Source organism: Legionella moravica DSM 19234 (genome assembly GCF_000423305.1).
Taxonomy (GTDB): Bacteria; Pseudomonadota; Gammaproteobacteria; order Legionellales; family Legionellaceae; genus Legionella; species Legionella moravica.
On record NZ_AUHS01000011.1, the window covers coordinates 96,260 to 115,364 of the forward strand.

Consider the following 19,105-nt stretch of genomic DNA (forward strand, 5'->3'; position numbering starts at 1 on the left):
AGAAAATCACCAAGTGTAAAAAAACTGTAAAGTAATTCACTCTTAATGATGCCTTAATTTTGAGCATATATTCTGAGGCTAACTTTTAATATTAAAGGTTGAGAAATGGTTGCTTTAACAAACATCGGTAGTGAGTTTTCACACTTAGTGAAAGAACTACATAAAAACCCTGATAATCCTGCATTACAGCAGGAGGTAGTCAGCCGTATGTCTGAAATGAAGGCTTTGGCGAAAAAAATCCGTTGGATTTGTATCGTCTGGCCCAAGTGTACGCACCTACATCACCCCAATATAAAAATATGATGAGACAGTCTGCTGCCAGCGGGTGTACCAATGCCATGTTGTCGCTGACGGAATTATTATTGAAATCTGGCTCAAGCACCGATGTGAAAACAGCAGCACATTATATGAAAATGATAGAGGCTTCCAAGGATACTCATATCATCAAACAAAGCAGGGCATTAATCTCTGTATATCCGGATCTTGCTGACGAATTGAGAAGCACTGTCAAGACAGAACCTTATAACGCCAAAATCAGATTCTTTTCCAACCCAGTGGAACAAAAACCCGATCATCAAGTCGAATTACACAACGATCATGCAATTTAGTCCCCAGGTGTTGTGAGCGAGGCACTCTTTTTAACTTAATGGCAATGTTTTTTAATATTGCTCATTAAGTGATCACAATACACCCTCGTCTTTTACACTTATGGATCAAGCCTGGTATTAATCCTGACTGGTTTATGAAACAATAATCATCACTCTCTTTTTGTTTTTCGCTAAGATGCATACTGAATTTATTTATATACCTATTGAACAATTGCATGCAGGTCAATATCAACCTCGGCAGGATTTTAATGTCGACTCTTTAAATGAACTAGCTCAATCCATCGCCTCGCAAGGCTTAATTGAACCCCTGGTTGTCCGGGCTATTGCAAGACAACGTTATGAGATAATTGCCGGTGAGAGGCGTTGGCGCGCTGCAAAAATAGCAGGATTACGGGAAGTGCCTTGTCTTTTGGGCGAGTACACTGATAAACAGGCCTGCGCGCTGACTCTAATCGAGAACATCCAACGCCAGGATCTGAATTTAATTGAGGAAGCTACAGGATATCGTCGATTAATGGATGAGTTTCATTATCATCAGGATGAGATAGCCTTATTGGTTGGCAAGTCTCGCAGTCATATAGCTAATATCATCCGTTTACTCTCTTTATCTGAGTTTGTTAAAAGCCTGATTCGTGATGCCAGGTTGTCTTTTGGGCATGCCCGGGTTCTTGTGGGATTAACGTCTGAACAGCAAGAACTGTTTGCCCAACAGGTGATCGAAGAACAATGTTCAGTGCGGCAGCTGGAGCAGGCTGTGAAAGATTATAAAACTCAGGATTTAGACAGCCCTAAGAACGCTAGAAAAGACAGGGATATTGAACGTTTGCAATCTATTTTATCCGAACAGGTCGGTGCTCCTGTGCAAATAGTAAACGATACTGCCGAGGGTGGTTGGTTAAAGGTTAAATTTTTTGATAATGATACCCTTGCAGGGCTTTTGGAGCGCCTGGGCTTGAGATATGATTAGTTAAATGTGCTAAATCGTTCACTCTTATTTATTAAGGAAACACAATTGATGAAAAGGACGTTAACTGGCGTTTGTTTGTGGGCCTTATGGTCTATATCTTCTGGTGCCAGTTTGCAAACAGGTGTAGACCAGTTAATAAACCGTTTGAATCCTAACGTCAATCTTGGAATTGTGGTTTTGGATTTAACTTCTGGAACCACGCTTTACAAACGTAATGCAGGGCGTTTATTTATTCCTGCCAGTAATATGAAACTGTTTTCGGAAGCGGCTACTTTGATGGCGCTGGGGCCGGATTATCGGTTTAAAAACCAACTGAGCACCAGTGCAGGACAAATAAACCAGGGGGTTCTTAATGGAACTCTTTATTTGCATCTGAGTGGTGATCCTTCTTTTACACGAGATGATTTAAATTCCCTTCTTTCCAAACTTAAGGAGTGGAATGTTCGTTCTATTCAGGGCAATGTCATTATTGACAGCAGCCTTGCTTCAGTTACCGCTTATCCACCGGGTTGGTTAAAATCGGACTTATCCTACAGTTATGGTGCGCCTATAGCTCCCTTGATGATTGATTCCAACCGACTGACCGTTACGGTAAATCCCGGGTCACAGGTTGGTGCTCCAGCGGTTATTGAAGTTGATGATGGTGGTGGTGCTGTAGTCCTGGATAATCAGGTCACAACCAAAGCCAATGAAAAGGGATGTGGAGTGGGGTTTACTCTGGACAAGGACAATCACTTGACTGTTCGTGGCTGTGTGGGGCTAGGTCAATGGGCTTTACAACAACGTCTGGCAATTATTAACCCATTAATGTATGCCCAGGGAATGATAAAAAGTGAATTGGCAAAAGCAGGCATTCAATTAAATGGCCAGGTACAATTAGGTAAAGCCCCTGCGGGAACCCTTCTCATTGCTACTCAGTATTCAAAACCCATCAGGCAGTTGATGGCCGATACCTTAAAACCATCAGATAATTTGTATGCAGATAGCCTTTATTTGCATACAGCCGCTAAAATTAACGGGGCACCGCTTAACTGGAATGAGGCACAGCCGGTCATCAAGAACTTTTTGCAACAACAGACCGGTATCGATTTGACGAATGCGATTTTTACCGATGGTTCTGGATTATCGCGATACAATCTGGTTACCCCTGAACAAACAATTTCTTTATTGAAATTTTTATATCAACGTTTTCCGTTATCTTATGAATACATAGCGGCTTTACCCATTTCAGGCCGAGACGGTACTTTGCAAAAACGATTTAAGGAACCTGGACAACAGGGTTTTGTTCGTGCCAAGACAGGTACCATGACCGGAATGAACAGCTTGTCTGGCTATTTATACACTGTAAATGGCCATACTTTGGCTTTTGCGATGTATATTAATCGATTGCCTGGGAAATCTTCAGGCCCAGGACGCCCATTACTGGATGCTCTGACCGCGTATTTTTTGAAACAAAGTCCGGAAAGCAGTAGATTAGCGAGAGTTTTTGCGCCGCATAATCGGATTAACTTCCAGATGAACCCAACTCAGGTCTCTGTACAACGAAGCCATCAAGCCAAGTGGAGACGTTTGGAATCGGCAGTACGATTAGCCCTTAAAGGCCAGGCTGTAAATGTAGTCTACAGAGGAAATGAGCTTCTTGTTACTGATAATCAATCGGATGGAAACAAAGTGTGGGCTGCACTGCAACCTTTGGGAAAAAAATATTCATTTGCCGTTGCCTTATCATCTGACTCATTGAATTTTACTCCTAAAGGAACACCCATGATGTTATGGATAAAAACAACTTCAAATGAAGATCAAAAAGGAAGAACCTGGATTATCCGCGAGGCTGTTTAATGTGTTTGATGCCCCATGGTCAGTTAGGTCTGACTGCGGGTGCTACCCACTTGTTTGAATGAATCGTTATTTGACACGATAAAACAAATATCCATAAGCTGTAGTACACTTTATGAATGAATACTCATATAAAGTATGAATTATCCCATTGTTATTGGAGAGATTGAATTGCGTTCTTTGATTAAGGTATTTTTTTTGTTCGTTTGTATTACTCATTCTGTCATAGCCGCTCCTCGTTTTTTAACTGTTTCAGACATTCATTACGGAAGTGACAACAGCTCCTTGGATGGTCAGGATACGGGTAAGGAATTTTTAGCGATTGCTTTGAACCGGATTAAAGAGCTGACTAATAATGTAGATTTTATTCTTTACCTGGGTGATCTCCCGACTCATTCAATTTTTGTTACGGCCAAAAAGGCAGCCTATGAAAAGACTTTATTTGCTGGATTATATAAAGCGGATCAGAATTTAAAACCCATGTTTTACATCACTGGGAATAATGATTCTTTAAGCGGAAATTATCAACCCTTTGCACAGGATGGGAAATCCCCTTTGAATTTAGCCTCGGATTGGACTGGAGCCTGCGCCCATTGTGAGGGATTAATCATTGAAGACAGCCATATGCGAAAAGATGGGTATTATTCCAGTTACGTCATCCCTGATAACAAGGAAATCATATTATTGGCTTTGAACACGGTTCAATTTACTAAAATTCCTTTTTATATGCCCCAATACCCTAATCAACAACAAGATGCTTACACACAGCTTTTTTGGCTAGAGCAACAATTGAAGACTCATCAAGCCAAACAATTATTAATCGCAATGCACGTGCCTCCTGGAACGGCTTATAATGGAGCCTTATTTTGGCACCCGGCTTATTTATCCCGATTTATTCAGTTATTGGATAAGTATCATCAGCGCTATGGTCAGATAACCTTGCTTTCTTCACATACTCATATGGATGAGTTCAGAAAAATTCAATTAAGTGATGGAATGAATGTATATGATTACTCAACACCAAGTGTTAGCCGTGTTCATCATAATAACCCAGGACTAAAGGTATTCTCCCTGGATCACCAATTTAGGATACACGATTTTATTACTTATTACACAACTGATTCAAATGATTGGGGCACGGATAACTATCATGCTATAGGAACTGCGGATGCTGTTTTTCCCAATTGCAAGAAGACCGATCTGGCGCAATGTTTAAACTCTATGACTAAGGAACAAGTTTGCGACAGTATGGAATCCGGTTTGTTTTATGGGGTAAAAAGTCCACGAATTAAAAATCAGGAATGCGTTAAAACGTATTTAGTGAATTAACGTTTAACATTGGAAGTGAAAATAACTCAGGCTGTTATTCAACCTGAGTTATTTTACCGGGATATTAGGCTGTAGCGGTATCAGTGTTTTCAATTTCACTGGGAAGATTTCTAATGCGCTGTGCTTCAATTACCAATACTTTGAAGTAGTCATAGGACATATAGAAATTTCCTTTATCTCCATATTGATCACCCCAGGAATTGCGAAGGGTAAATAATCCCTTGTGTTGTCGACCCTGATCGTCAATTGCAATGGCATTATCATCATATCCTGTAATGACCATCTCATGTCCACCAAAAAAAGGATTCAAGTAGATATCTCGTGCTATCTCAGGTGTCAGAACCCAGGTATCAAATTGGGAATGATGGGAACCTATTGCACCCATGGTGCCCAGATCGAAATCCAGAAGAAGAACAGCAAAGGTTACTCGATCGCCTTCGTTTAAAGCAGTTTTAATGTCATTGATTGTTTTGTTTGTATCAGTTCGCTCCATAATCGCTTGATAGATATCAAGAATTGGCGAAAAAATGATGGTTTTTTCATAGAGATCTTCACTGAGTTCACGGAACTTCTCTAATGGCATTGCAGTTTCCCAGGTCGGTTGTTCACTCTGTGGATACTCAGTCAAACCACCGCAACCCATTGTTTTTTGTTTTTCTTTGCTGACAATTCCAAACTGTTCCATTTGGCTTAGCACCAATCGTCCAATAGAGCCGTCCCAGCCACTGGGTGCATATCCATTTTTTTCGAGATATAGACCTAATTGCAATTGACATAATTGGCTGACGTAATCCCCTTTATTCAATGCAGCGTCAACTGCTGCTGTGGTTGCAAACGTGACGCATGAGCCGAAACTTCCTTGATTTAAAACAGGAACATCATTCATCCCTAATTCAATTTTTTGCGGTAAATGAGCTGGGGTTATCAGGGTATTGGCTTTATTAATTGTTGCTGTACTGCGCTTGTTCAGTGTCTGTATAGCATTGGGGGACAGTTGCATTTTAAGAAGTTTAATGTTTTGTTTTTTTGCTTTTGTATTGAGAGTTTTATTTTGAGGAGCTTTAAGAGTCTGGGTTATCGTTCCAACAACTTTAAGATCCTGGGCATAGATATTCGTACTAAGTGCCATGGCTAAAAAAAACAACTTAGATGTTCGCATTGATACATTCTCCAAAATAGTACATGCTTAAATAACGGAGAGCGATCATACTTGATGGATTAAAAATAATCAACATAGCGTTATTATGATCACCTGAGTATTGATCAGGAACGTTAAACTACATTCGGGGATGGGGGCATCTCTCAAAGTAAAACCCACAACGCCTATTTGTTCATACTGTACTGATAGATGAAAATTCCTTGTCTATTATCGCCAAACTCACTGAATCGTCTGATGATATTGCCAAAAGAAAGTCCTGCGGTTTTTCATCAAGAAAAGGTTTACTTAATATTTGTGGAGTATAGTTACTTTATATACCGTATTAATTGAATCAGTGAGATTAAAATTATGCCCCATTCACATTTGTATCGATCGATGGTGAAAGAAACCTCTTATCGTGATGAAAAAGAGAATAAGCAAGTCAAGGAACAACGCCTTGATAGTAGCCTTCTTGTTGATGCAATCAACAGCACCCCTCATGCTGGCCTGCAGGATTTATACAGTGAGATGGGCGATTTGTTGCGCGAAACCAATGATGCGCAATTTGGTATTGTGTCTGAGCTTGTTCATGTTGATGGTGAAGTGCAATGGGTTAGGGATGCCACTCAATCAGTTCCTTTAGAAGATCGGATGCCTCATAATGCACCGGTTATTGAAGCAAATAATGCTTTGCTGCGCTGCCTTTCCCGTTTACGTCCTATTGATTTTGCCATTAACCAAAAATTGGGTGTTCAGGAACCTGGACCGGCATGCCGTGAACGTTTGAAAGCTAATGTTCAAGAGTTAACCCGTGCTGTCCTGGAATCGGCTCAAAGTGATAAAAGTAACGCTGAAAAATTAAAAGAAATAACACGACTTGAAACAGATTTTAATACGGCATTAATTAAAGAGCTTCATGAAGCCAATTTAACTCAAGGATGTGACACTGCTGAGCAAGCAGAGAAGCTCTTGTTTCATTATCGTAATTTATCAAGTCTTCTTGAACATCCTGCACGAACTATGGTTACTTTAACCTATGATAAAACTGCACAGGTTTTTCAGCGTGAAACGCAATATCCAGTCACCGAAAAAACACAAAAGCAGCATGAAGCAATACATGAATTAAAGAAGATTCAGCCTTATCCTTTTCGTGACGAAAAAAACGCACATAATTCAAAAAATACAGCCTTTCAGGAGGCAGATGCCTTTTTTGTTGATCTGATGGATAAGGATACAACATCACTTTCTGCTCAGGCTCGAAAAACTCATCCTGTTGGAGCCAAAAATGGGTTTATTGTCAAAAATGAACTGATTCCAATAACTGAGGAGGCTTTGCAGGAGGCCGATCTTCATACCATTCATGCGGCTCAGGAGAATACACTCTGGTTGGCACGAATGGGGGTGCCCGTATACGTGGGGTCTGGTGAATCCAGTAAGGCTATTGAAGGGCATACCATTGAGAATTTAGAACAAATGCGAATGGCTGCTGCACAACGAATGAATAGTGTGCCTCCAAAATTACATGTGACTTGCCTGAATACCTACAGTCCTCTGGAAAATCAGACGACGATGATTAATCATTTGTACCAGGCAACGCGTCAACAAGAGAATGGTGATGACATTACTTATGCGCCAACGAATCCTGATGGCACATTTCGAGTTCTTGATGTCGCGCCTAATTTACATTTTGCCGAAGGACAGGCGCCTGTTGGTACCCTGCCTTTGCAAAAAGCGGATCGACTGGATCAGGTAACTCAAGTTGTACTCGCAGCGGCACAACACGATGATACGTTAAGTATTGTCCAATGCGCCAGTGGACAGGACAGAACTGGAACTGCTGTTGAAAAATCAACTCAGGTCTGGATGCAAAAACGCTACGAGCAAATGGGCAAAAACCCCGCCAATATTCAAACCATGCGTGCTGAGGGGGGTAATGCCGCTGAAATAACCACACATCATATTCATGGCTCTCCGGGGATGAAAACCGACTCCATGGCAAATAATTTTTTTGGAAGCGGTACGGCGTTTTCTTCAGCGGCATCGGAGCAATTTTATCGCTCCAGCGCAAAGACCAATAAGCAAAACAAGGTGGGTGCTGTTGATTTTCTTAAGAAGCCTTCTCCGGAAGCCTGGAATCAATATCGAAACTCGTTGCAGGACTTCGAACAAAGCCTGGCTGATTTTTCTCAAACAATCCAAGGTGATCAAAAGAGACAGCAGTTTTACGAGAGTGGGCTGGATGTATTGAAAAATATAAAAAAGATTGCAGCGGATCATCCTGATTCGCGAAGTTTGGCTGATCTTAATGCAACCCTCCCTCACTGTTGTCATCTTATCAAGCATCATGATCAACCTGACAATCCTGACTATCAGGAGAGTATGAGGCGGTTGGCTGGTCTTTCACAGCATGCATCAGGATCCTCATCGCCAGGTTGGAAAGCTTTGGGGGTGGGGTTAATGACTTTTGCCTGTTTAGCGTTGGTTGTAGCTGGTGTTTTAGCTGCAATTCCTACTGGAGGAGCCAGTCTTCTAATGACCGTTGCAGGAGCGGTGGGTCTGAGTGTTGGAGGAGCTGCAGCAATTGGGGCAGGCGTTGTTGCTGCAACGGGGGTAGCAGGAGTTGCTGCATATAAAGCCGGTTCTGAAAAGGGGCTGGCTCATTCTATTTCTGAATTCAAGACTGCACTGAATGATATAAAACATAAGGAGAATGTGGACGATGAACCTTCTCCTCGGAGTGGACAATTCAGCGTCAAATAGATTGCTTCTGGCAATATAAATGACTGACTTTCTCAATTCAAAGCGGTATAAATTAATTGGTTTATACCGCTTCACATTCTTTGATTAATAAAAATCAATGGTCGTTGTGGTCACATCTATAGGGCCTGGTTGATCGTAATCGAACATAACAGTTTCAACAACCGGTGCGACAGTGACCTGTCTGTATTCAACGACTTCCGTAGATGTATAAACACAACCGGTAGATAATAAGGCAACTCCTATTAACAATATCCATTTCATAGTGCAACCTCTTGTGGTTATTATAATCAAATTGTAGTTTATTTGGTCTTTAAGCGCCAGTTGTGTCGTTTCCTTTTGTATTTTCTTATTTTTTTCCGTCCACATAGTAAAGAAAAGCCAATATTTGCGCGACTGCAACATACAAATCCTTGGGAATTTCTTCATTGATCCGAACACTTGCTAACAGAGACGTGAGTTCCTCATTTTGTTCCAGAGGAATGCCATGCTTTTTGGCAGTAGCAATAATTTTTCGGGCTAAATAACCCTCTCCTCTGGCAATCACCCTGGGAGCAGACGTGCCATCGTATTGTAATGCAACTGCCCTGGTTTTCTTTTTTTTCATACGCGTATGTCCAGTAGTCGTAAATTTGCCACGTCAATGTGATTTTCTTCCAATCCTGCCTGGACATTCCAGTTGCGGAGTTGCAGTCCTAATTTAGAAAGAACCTCTTGCATTTCCATCTGATATTCATCAATTGTCTTTATGGCTGAAGCATTTTGAGTATTGATTTTAATATCAATCTGTTTCGTATGAAGTGTCACTGTTGCTTGTAAGGCTCCCAGATGAGTCAGATTGAGGGCAAACGACAGTGACCATCGAGATTGCTGCATGGGTCCAGCTTTATGCTGTTTGATCATCATAGGAATAACGTCAATGTTATGATCGGTTTTTACAGGCAGATCAAACATAATGAGGTATCCGTCTTGCTGATTCGTTGAAAGATGGTTGATCTGATGTGTTGTGATTCGGGCAATTACCTGACCGATCTGATCGCGCAGAATATGTTGTAATGCTTCAAGTGATAAGTCCATGGTATTGAGTAACAGGTTTGGGGATAAAGGTTGAGGTATAGCCCCTGGCAGGGGCAAAGGATCCCTGGCTAATTGTTTTATTTCTGTATCTGGAACCCTGTAGGGATTGTCTCTTCTGTCCGCTGGTAGACTGCTTAATAATTTAATACATTGCCCTTTAAAATCTGAATTCAGTTTTTGTTGGGTAATCCCCTTTTGCCATTCAAGCAATATGGATTCTAAAAAAATACCACTGTGATTAACGGCCTGCATGAATTGTTGAGGAAGTTGACCCAGGCCGGTAATGCTGTTTAACAGGGCTTTAATCTGTTGACTTAGCGCATAAGGCAATTGGTCTGATTTCATCAATGCAGTAAGGGTATGCAGCATATTGGTTGGCGGGGCCTGTTTGGGCAGAGTCTGAAGCAGGGCATTTTGCAGTATTGATGACGAAGGATCTTTCTGTTGCACTTCGAGTACGGTCTCGTGCTGGTTTGCTGCAATTACTTTAACATCAAGTAGATCTCCCGGAGCAAAATGATGGGAACTTTTGGCATTGAGATTTTGACCGTTAATATTAATCAATACCTGATTATTGGTTAATGCGGTGACCACAACCGTTTTCAGGATTTGTCCGACATAAAGTTCGGTAGCCGGTTTTGCTAATTTTATCTCCTGGACAGGGGTTAACCTGACGCTTGAAGATTTATTCATTTCAACAGCCATAGGCATTCTTCCGGTTCAAATTGAATCAGTATATACTCAACTTCTTTGTTATCGGCAGAGTTGTGAATTGCTTTAAAATTCACCAGGAAGGGATACCAGGAATTGAACCGAGACAATCATTACTCTTAGATTAAGGGAATAGAGCCTTGAGTTCATCTGGTCATTACGCAATTTGAACAGGGTGTGGTGATGTTAGATAGAGCCAGTGTAGTTGATGAGCAGTTTATTAAGCGAGTAATGCAAGGAGATTTCCCGGAACCCCAAAGTTCCATGAGTCCAGAAATGGCAGAGCTGGATAAAAAAACTGCCATAGAGCTTTTTGATTCGCAAATTAAATCCCGATTACTTGATTTAATTGCCAGGCAATTAAAAGAAAAAGGGTTGTCGTTTTATACCATAGGCAGCAGTGGGCATGAGGGTAATGCCGTAATGGGGCAGGTATTTAAACACACTGATATGGCTTTTTTGCATTATCGAAGTGGCGCTTTCTACTTGCAAAGGGCAAAGCAACTTCAGGGCACAGATGGTGTAAAAGACATTCTTCTGTCTTTGGTCGCTGCAGCATGCGATCCTATCTCTGGTGGTCGACACAAGGTATTTGGCAGCCTTCCATTAAATATTCCCCCGCAAACATCCACAATAGCCTCTCATTTACCTAAAGCACTGGGTGCGGCTTTATCCATAACCCGCGCAAAAGAGCTGGGTATAAAAGGCAATCTGGGGGTGGATTCAGTGATTGTTTGCTCCTTTGGTGATGCCTCGGCCAATCATGCATCCACTCAGACAACCTTGAATGCCTGTTCCTGGATTGCTCAACAAAATTACCCCTTGCCCATAGTCTTTATTTGCGAAGACAATGGCATTGGCATTTCGGTTCCCACTCCAGCTAACTGGATAGAGACTTCAATTAGCTCTAGACCCGGACTTCATTACATCAGTTGTGATGGCTTGAACATTGCCGATACCTATGCGAAAGCTCAGGAAGCAGAATATTTGGCGCGAACAAGAAAACAACCGGTGTTTTTGCACATGCGTTGTGTTCGATTGTTGGGGCATGCCGGTTCTGATATTGAATCTCAATACGCCACTCAAAGCGAAATTGAACGCAGGGAGGCTAATGATCCTTTGCTGCATACTGCCGGTATTCTTTATCGTGAGGGCTGGATGACCCTTCAAGCGATGGTTGATCTGTATCAGGATAATAAAGACCTTATCGAAGCTAAAGCGGTAGAAGCAATCAGAGAGCCTCGAATGAACAGTGCTGAAGAAGTGATGGCTTCAATCATTCCCAAAGTAGAGCAACAGAAAGGGTCTGATCTTCCGGACGAAGCCAAGCGCATCAAGGCATTCGCTGCGGCTTACAGTCAGTTGTCCTTAAAGCGCAATATGTGTCAACAGATTAACTTTGCGTTGACTGATTTGATGCTGCAATACCCGAATATGCTGATCTTTGGTGAAGATGTGGGGAAAAAAGGCGGAGTCTATCGCGTTACAGCAGATCTTCAGGCTCGTTTTGGTCAACGCAGAGTTTTTGATACGATTTTGGATGAAACAACTATTTTGGGAACCGCGATTGGCTTGGCCCATAATGGGTTCATCCCGGTACCTGAAATCCAGTTTTTAGCCTATTTACATAATGCGGAAGATCAATTACGGGGTGAAGCGTCTACCCTCTCGTTTTTTTCCAGTGGCTTATATAAAAACCCCATGGTGTTGCGAATCGCTTCACTGGCCTATCAAAAAGGATTTGGAGGACATTTTCATAATGATAACTCCATTGCCGTATTGCGCGATTTACCCGGTGTTATTGTCGCCTGCCCATCAAATGGCCCGGATGCTGCGCGAATGTTACGAACCTGCATGCGTCTGGCGCATCAGGAAGGACGCGTAGTCGTGTTTTTAGAGCCTATTGCCTTATACATGACTAAGGATTTACACAGCCCAGGGGATAATGGCTGGCTATTTGATTATCCTGCTCCGAATGAACTGATTCCTCAAGGCAGCGTGGGAGTTTACGGTGAAGGCGATACGGTGATTTTAACTTATGGAAATGGATATTATTTATCGCGCCAGGCAGAAAAAGTATTACGTGAGCATCACGGAATCAAGGTTAAAATTGTCGATTTGCGCTGGCTTAGCCCGTTGCCCAAAGAAGCCATATTAAATGAAGTGGCTCATGCAAAACGTGTTTTAATTGTCGATGAAGGTAGACAAAGCGGATCAATTAGTGAAGGATTAGTGACATTATTAATGGAAGAGGCCCCATCAGGTTTGAAAATAAAACGTCTCACCGGTAAGGATTGTTTTATTCCATTAGGAACAGCCTGGCAGTATTTATTACCCAGTCAGGAAAGTATCGTAGAAGCGGTAATCGCATTACAGTCAGATAAAAGGGAGAAGGAAAGTGGACGACTTGTTATTTCTTGATGAACAATTGCATGATGATGAGCGCATGATACGTGATAGCGTTGCGCGTTTTGTCAGCAATGATGTAATTCCATTGATGGCTGAATCTTTTGAACATGCTCATTTTCCGCGTCAATTAATAAAACAATCCGCTGAGCTGGGTTTATTGGGTTTAACTTTACCCACGCAATACGGTGGATCAGAAGCATCTTATGTAGCGTATGGATTGGTATGCCAGGAGTTAGAGCGGGGCGATAGTGGCTTGCGCAGTTTTGTTTCCGTACAAAGTTCTTTATGCATGTATCCAATTTTCAAATTTGGTAATGAAGAACAAAAAATGCGTTATTTGCCGGCAATGGCAGCTGGAGAAGTGATTGGCTGTTTTGGCTTGACAGAACCTGATTCCGGCTCCGATCCGGCAAGTATGCGTACCCATGCTAAAAAAGTAGACGGCGGCTGGATTTTAAATGGAGCAAAAATGTGGATTACCAATGCTCCTATAGCTGATATTGCAATAGTCTGGGCTAAAACCGAATCAGGAATCAGAGGATTTATTGTTGATACGCGATCCAAGGGAATGAGTTGTCCAGAAATTAAATTGAAAATGTCATTACGTGCTTCCATAACCGGTGAGCTGGTTTTTGATCAAGTTTTTGTTCCTGATGAAAATCTTCTTCCTGGAACGGAGAAAGGTTTAGGCGCTGCTTTGAGCTGTTTGAGTCAGGCGCGTTATGGAATTGCCTGGGGTGCGATGGGGGCTGCTATGGCGTGTTTTGATCTGGTGCGTGATTACGTGCTGGAACGTAAGCAATTTGATAAACCCTTGGCTTCCTTTCAATTAATTCAGAAAGATTTGGCAGAAATGTACACCGAGATTATCAAAGCACAATGCCTTAATTTACAGATTGGCCGCTTGAAAGATCAACATCGGGAAACACCGACGATGATTTCATTGGCTAAAGGGAATGCTTGTCGTGAGGCATTGAAAATTTCACGAAAATGTAGGAATCTAATGGGCGGAAATGGAATTAGTCTTGAGTATCATGTCATTAGACATATGCTTAATTTGGAATCGGTCTTTACTTATGAGGGTACTGATAATGTTCATACCCTGGTCATGGGAAGACACATAACAGGAATTAACGCTTTTGGTTAACAAGGCTCTGCTTTTTCGGAGCAGGTCTGGTTACCATGAGTTAATTGCTAAATAAGTAATTGTTCGATTCACGTTCTTCTGTCACTGGACGGAAGAGCGTTCAGAGTTTTTTATACACAAGCTCTGCTATTAAGTACTCGATTTCTGAGATTTGAGACAGGATTGTCTTCTGGATTTACCATTAGTTGTTTAGGGAAATGCAATGTTAGTAACGGTTTTATTCAGAAAATTACAGGAGTTTATATGATTAATCGATTAAAAGGAGTTTTAATTTTAAGCCTGTCTGTTTTGGCTTTAAATGCACATTCGAGTAATAGCTTGGATAGTAAAGAGGTTTTAGCTCAAAAATGTCGTGACCTGGCGCAGTCTGTTGCTTCTTTAGTTTCAAGCCAGGAAAAAAGAGCATGCGAAGAAAAACTTGCGATGGCATCCATATACATTGAAAATGCTGGAGATTGGATAGTAGAGGATGTCTATTCAGCTGCAAAAAAAGAACTCGATAATGCAGTCTTTAATTTACAGTATGCTGAGTTGAATAACTGCAACAGATACATTCAAATATCACATTCCAAGTTTGAAGCGCAAAGAATAAAAAATTCCCTATAAAAAATATTCATTTTTTTTATTCATGCTAACGCCTCTTTAACTGATGTTAGAGAGGCTTTTGTGTTTTAGTTGTTTATGCTGTATTTGACCTGCACTATATTATTTCCAAAAGTCTTCGTTTCAAGCAATTGCAAGTGAATGTCTTCTTTAAGTGCGCCAAATAAAGGGCGTCCAGAACCGATTAGTACCGGAATGTAGGTAATGGTTAATTCATCAATCAGGTTTTGAGCTAAAAAGCCCTGTATGGTAACCCCTCCATCAATGTAGACATGTTTGACTCCCTGTGTACGAAGTTGCTCGATTAATGCTTCGGGTTGTTCGGAGGTTACAGAGACATGAGAGTGTAAGGATTCAGGAATTTGAATATTCTGACTGCTCATTACAATCACGGGTAATGTCCCATAGGGCCATTCTTCAAAAGTCCTGATTTTTTCATAAGATGCCCGTCCCATAATCAGCGTATCTACAGTGGCAATAAACTGTTTGTAGCCACAATCCTCGCCCTGAGGCACCAGTTCATGGGATTTCATTAACCAATCAATAGAACCATCATCTCTGGCAATATAGCCATCAAGACTTGTGGCAATAAAAACAGAACATTTGGGTAGTCGCATTAGAGGCTCCTGCAAAGTTCATTAGTTTAATCCAGTGCAGAACTGAATAGTACCTATTTTTCTACAACCAATGGTTCTGCTGTCCTATGGCCTGAAGAGTTCAAAGTAACGTCATCCCGAATGTAATGCATTAATGTCTGGGGAAAATAAGCTTATTTCGATCAAATCCCCTCTCCACCGCGCGTAGCGTGGGAGAGAGGGTTTAGGGTGAGGGGGGTAAAATACTTGCGCGCAAAAGCGCGCTCATTCAGGTGAACGTTTGCGACACTGCTTGCGATTGCGAAGACCTTTTAGCGCCTGGAGAAATAATAGAACTTGGTAGTCGCGCAGCGACTACCAATTATAAATCTTCAAATGGTATACATTCTTTCATTGTCTTTGTTCTTCGAATCGGCTAGATTCAACCGCTATCTCTTTAACTGATTTGAACCTAGAATCATAACATTTCATAACAGTTTATTTTAAAAATGTATATTGAATCCAGCCAGCTTATCTTTTCTCCTTCAGATTTAACTCAATTCATGGAAAGCCCCTTTTCTTCGTGGATGGAGCATTTGGCCATGACTAATCCCGAATTACTTCCTGCTCCAGATGAAGGTGATGCTCTTGGCGCGGTGTTACAGGACTTGGGAAATCAACATGAACTGGAGGTGTTGGCAGAATTCCAGAGACAGGGCCTAACCATTGCGAATCTACAGCATAGCGAAGGCCCGTTTAAAGATACACGTGAGGCAATGATAAAGGGATTCGATGTGATTTATCAGCCACGGTTAGAATTGCTTCCTTTTAAAGGTTATGCGGATTTTCTTATCAAAACAGAAGGGGCGAGTCGGTTTGGTGATTATCATTATGAATTGTACGATAGCAAATTGTCGCAATCGGCCAAACCATCATTTTTGATTCAACTCTGTTGCTATGCTGAAATGCTTGAAGTCCTTCAGGACAGAAAACCTGAGTACATTACGGTTATTTTAGGCTCTAAGGAATTCAAACGGTTCAGGATGGCAGATTATTATTATTTTTATCAACAACTAAAGGAACAATTTCTAATCGCTCACCAGCAATTTACTACGAGTAATTGCCCTGATCCGGCAGCATCTAAAAGTTGGGGGCGATGGGGTACTCATGCTGAGCACTTGTTAAAAAAGGCAGATCACCTGATTCAAGTGGCGACCATTACTTCCGGGCAAATCAAGAATTTGACCAAGGCAGGAATAACCAGTATGACTGCTTTAGCCAATACTCAATTGGATAGAGTTAAAGGCATCAAGCCCGATATTTTAGAGCGGTTGAAACTACAAGCCAGAATTCAAAAAGAAAGCGAGGGTAAACCCGTACCTGAATTTCAATTCATCCCACTGGAACCAGGAAAAAAACAGGGATTGGCTTTATTGCCTCCAGCCTCACGAAGCGATATTTTTTTTGATTTGGAAGGGTTCCCTTTGGAAGAAGGCGGTCTGGAATATTTATGGGGAGTGGTTTGGTTTGATGAGCAGGGCAAGCGGCAATATACCGACTTTTGGGCACACCATCACGAACAGGAAAAAGAGAGTTTTCAAGCTTTTATTCAATGGGCCTATCAACGTTGGCTCGATGATCCCTCCATGCATATTTATCATTATGCTCCTTACGAAGTGTCCGCTTGTCGGAAATTAATGGGTAAATACGGTGTGTGCGAGTTTGAAGTAGATCAACTTTTACGTAATGAGGTTTTTGTTGATTTGTATAAAGTAGTAAAAGGCTCATTAATTATTGGCGAGCCACGCTATTCCATTAAAAATGTGGAGCATTTATATCGAGGTAAACGAGATACCGAAGTAGGTTCTGGCGGTGACTCGGTTGTCGTTTATGAGCGTTGGCGGGAACACCCGGATGGGGACACCTGGCAAACCTCAAAAATATTGAACGACATTCGTGAATACAATATCGATGACTGCAATTCAACACATGAACTGGCGGTTTGGCTCAGAATCCAACAAACCCATTTGGGAATTAATTATCTGGGTAAAACTCAACTTATCGAAAATGAACTTACAGAAGAAATTTCCGAAACGATAAAATTACGCGATGCTTTGCTGAGTCAGGCGGAACAATTAGCTCATGAAGGCAAGAATGACCAGGCAAGGATTCATACAGTTCTCGCCTGGTCTTTAGAGTTTCATCGACGGGAAAACAAGCCAGTTTTTTGGCGTATGTTTGATAGGAAGGGATTGAGTGAGGAAGAACTTCTTCATGATATTGATTGCCTGGCCTGTTGTCAGCGCACTGAAAAACCGGGATATAAACCCAAACCTTCTGTGCGTAATCTGGTTTATGAATATTCATTTGATCCGGATCAGGAATTTAAGGGAGGTGCGAATCAATACTATGTGTTGGGAAAGGAATATGAAGACGGAAAATCTGTAAAAGCCTCTCACTATGCAACCGATAGTGATTTGGAACACGGTTTAATTGCGTTGCAACTCAGAAGCGAGATAAAGGAATCGATAACCTTAATTCCCGATGAATATGTAAATCCAGCTCCCATACCTGCAGCAATTGCCAAACAGGCTCAGGATTTTTTAAAGGGAACTCTGTCGCAGTCAGCCTTGATTGATTTTCTTGCCAGAACAACGCCCCGAATTCAATACCACACCTCAGGTCAACCCATAGCGCCAAGCCATAACCCGCAGGAGCGTATGCAACAAATGATAAAGGCGGTTACTCATCTGGACAACAGCTATCTTACCATTCAGGGACCGCCTGGTGCGGGTAAAACCTATACGGGAAAACATCTGATTGCCGAGTTGATTCAGAAAGGGAAAAAAATTGCCATTTCATCGAACAGTCACAAAGCGATTAATAATTTATTGATCAGTGCAGCCGCCTACTGTCAGAAGGAAGGGATCAAGGGGCATTTCGCGTGTACACGTAATACAGATGGCGCCATTGACGCACTCAATATCGATGTCTTGGAAACTAAAAACATCAGTGAATTTATCAGGCCAGGTTGTGTTGTCGGGTCTACTGCATGGGGTTTGTCCCGAAACGAACTGGAGGGAGCCTTCGATTATCTTTTTATTGATGAAGCAGGTCAGGTCAGTGTCGCTAATTTAATTGCTATGAGCCGATCAACAAGCAACATTATTTTAATGGGCGACCAAATGCAACTGGGGCAACCCTCTCAAGGAAGCCATCCTGAAGACAGCGGCTTATCCATTTTGGATTATTTATTACATGATACCCCTACAATTGCTGATAGCATGGGGGTATTTCTTGGTACTACTTATCGCATGCATCCCGCTGTGAATCACTTTATCAGTGAAGCTATTTATGAAGGCAAACTTGAAACAGCACCAGAAAATGACAAGCAACGAATCCAGATACCGGATCATTATCAAGGTCCTTTGAATAAAGAAGCCGGTATTGTCACCATTCCAGTGTTTCATGAAGGGAATACTCAGGCCAGTGATGAAGAAGTGGAGCAAATAGTATTATTAACCAGGGATTTACTGGGACGAACGTTTTACACCCATGACGGACAAGAAAGGATACTCGGCTGGGACGATATTCTTTATGTGAGCCCTTACAACCATCAGGTGAATAAACTGAAAGCGGCTTTGGGCGAACAGGCAAAAGTGGGTAGTGTTGATAAATTTCAGGGTCAGGAAGCACCTGTAGTATTTTTAAGTATGTGTGCCAGTAGCGCAAATGAATCGCCGCGTGGTTTAAATTTTCTATTCGATAAACACCGCTTGAATGTAGCAATATCAAGAGCGCAATGCCTGGTTGTGGTCGTGTATTCGCCAGCCTTGCTGGAAACAGTGCCTAATAGTATTGAGCAAATCGCTATGATGAACCTGTTTTGCAGGTTAACCAGTGATCCTAATGGAATTCAGTAGGAGAAAAGGGGAACAATTTATTCTC

At 41.8% G+C, this 19,105-nt stretch carries 15 protein-coding genes; 10 read left to right on the forward strand and 5 right to left on the reverse strand.

Annotation, left to right across the window (positions count from 1 at the left end):
* The first annotated feature begins 105 nt into the window (after positions 1-105).
* From G543_RS18885 to G543_RS0102920, 5 genes are all read left to right on the forward strand, one after another.
* Complete coding sequence (locus G543_RS18885) at positions 106-303, forward strand: hypothetical protein (RefSeq protein WP_115343453.1); 198 nt, start codon at positions 106-108, stop codon at positions 301-303.
* A complete protein-coding gene (locus tag G543_RS18890) occupies positions 300-608 on the forward strand; it encodes a hypothetical protein (protein WP_115343454.1) in 309 nt (102 codons plus the stop codon). The genes G543_RS18885 and G543_RS18890 overlap by 4 nt, the downstream gene beginning before the upstream one ends.
* A 175-nt stretch (positions 609-783) precedes the next feature.
* On the forward strand, positions 784-1,575 hold the full coding sequence (locus G543_RS0102910; RefSeq protein WP_028383199.1) for a ParB/RepB/Spo0J family partition protein: 792 nt from the start codon (positions 784-786) through the stop codon (positions 1,573-1,575).
* A gap of 48 nt (positions 1,576-1,623) precedes the next feature.
* The gene (gene dacB / locus G543_RS0102915) at positions 1,624-3,414 is read left to right on the forward strand and encodes a D-alanyl-D-alanine carboxypeptidase/D-alanyl-D-alanine endopeptidase (RefSeq protein WP_028383200.1); all 1,791 of its coding nucleotides are present in this window, start codon (positions 1,624-1,626) and stop codon (positions 3,412-3,414) included.
* Positions 3,415-3,549: 135 nt separating this feature from the next.
* Positions 3,550-4,740, forward strand: coding sequence for a metallophosphoesterase (locus G543_RS0102920; RefSeq protein WP_081675596.1), 1,191 nt, complete (start codon positions 3,550-3,552; stop codon positions 4,738-4,740).
* A 64-nt stretch (positions 4,741-4,804) separates the two neighbouring features.
* On the opposite strand, the gene G543_RS0102925 is transcribed toward G543_RS0102920, so the two are convergent.
* Positions 4,805-5,899 (reverse strand): C1 family peptidase, encoded by a 1,095-nt coding sequence (locus G543_RS0102925; protein ID WP_028383202.1) that lies wholly within the window; start codon positions 5,897-5,899, stop codon positions 4,805-4,807.
* A gap of 348 nt (positions 5,900-6,247) precedes the next feature.
* On the opposite strand from G543_RS0102925, the gene G543_RS18280 reads away from it, so the two are divergent.
* A complete protein-coding gene (locus G543_RS18280) occupies positions 6,248-8,638 on the forward strand; it encodes a hypothetical protein (RefSeq protein ID WP_051190556.1) in 2,391 nt (796 codons plus the stop codon).
* 84 nt (positions 8,639-8,722) lie between these two features.
* On the opposite strand, the gene G543_RS19160 is transcribed toward G543_RS18280, so the two are convergent.
* The 3 genes from G543_RS19160 to fliK all read right to left on the reverse strand — a co-directional run bounded on the left by G543_RS19160 (position 8,723) and on the right by fliK (position 10,405).
* Complete coding sequence (locus G543_RS19160; RefSeq protein WP_165482376.1) at positions 8,723-8,899, reverse strand: hypothetical protein; 177 nt, start codon at positions 8,897-8,899, stop codon at positions 8,723-8,725.
* Between the two features lie 85 nt (positions 8,900-8,984).
* Entirely contained in the window at positions 8,985-9,242 is a 258-nt protein-coding gene (locus tag G543_RS0102940; protein WP_028383203.1) for an EscU/YscU/HrcU family type III secretion system export apparatus switch protein, read from the reverse strand.
* Positions 9,239-10,405, reverse strand: coding sequence for a flagellar hook-length control protein FliK (fliK, locus tag G543_RS0102945; RefSeq protein ID WP_238584687.1), 1,167 nt, complete (start codon positions 10,403-10,405; stop codon positions 9,239-9,241). The genes G543_RS0102940 and fliK overlap by 4 nt, the downstream gene beginning before the upstream one ends.
* Positions 10,406-10,606: 201 nt before the next feature.
* Here fliK and G543_RS0102950 point away from each other — a divergent pair, with 201 nt between their 5' ends.
* The 3 genes from G543_RS0102950 to G543_RS0102960 all read left to right on the forward strand — a co-directional run bounded on the left by G543_RS0102950 (position 10,607) and on the right by G543_RS0102960 (position 14,585).
* Positions 10,607-12,844: a dehydrogenase E1 component subunit alpha/beta gene (locus G543_RS0102950; protein ID WP_028383205.1), complete on the forward strand. Its 2,238-nt coding sequence runs from the start codon at positions 10,607-10,609 to the stop codon at positions 12,842-12,844.
* The gene (locus tag G543_RS0102955) at positions 12,822-13,979 is read left to right on the forward strand and encodes an acyl-CoA dehydrogenase family protein (RefSeq protein ID WP_028383206.1); all 1,158 of its coding nucleotides are present in this window, start codon (positions 12,822-12,824) and stop codon (positions 13,977-13,979) included. Before G543_RS0102950 ends, G543_RS0102955 begins: the two co-directional genes overlap by 23 nt.
* A gap of 243 nt (positions 13,980-14,222) precedes the next feature.
* On the forward strand, positions 14,223-14,585 hold the full coding sequence (locus G543_RS0102960; protein ID WP_028383207.1) for a hypothetical protein: 363 nt from the start codon (positions 14,223-14,225) through the stop codon (positions 14,583-14,585).
* A 65-nt stretch (positions 14,586-14,650) separates the two neighbouring features.
* Here G543_RS0102960 and G543_RS0102965 read toward each other — a convergent pair whose 3' ends face one another.
* Positions 14,651-15,199 carry a dihydrofolate reductase family protein gene (locus G543_RS0102965; RefSeq protein WP_028383208.1) on the reverse strand — a complete coding sequence of 183 codons (549 nt, stop codon included), beginning with the start codon at positions 15,197-15,199 and terminating at the stop codon, positions 14,651-14,653.
* A 467-nt stretch (positions 15,200-15,666) separates the two neighbouring features.
* On the opposite strand from G543_RS0102965, the gene G543_RS0102970 reads away from it, so the two are divergent.
* Positions 15,667-19,080 (forward strand): TM0106 family RecB-like putative nuclease, encoded by a 3,414-nt coding sequence (locus G543_RS0102970; protein ID WP_028383209.1) that lies wholly within the window; start codon positions 15,667-15,669, stop codon positions 19,078-19,080.
* Positions 19,081-19,105: the final 25 nt, after the last annotated feature.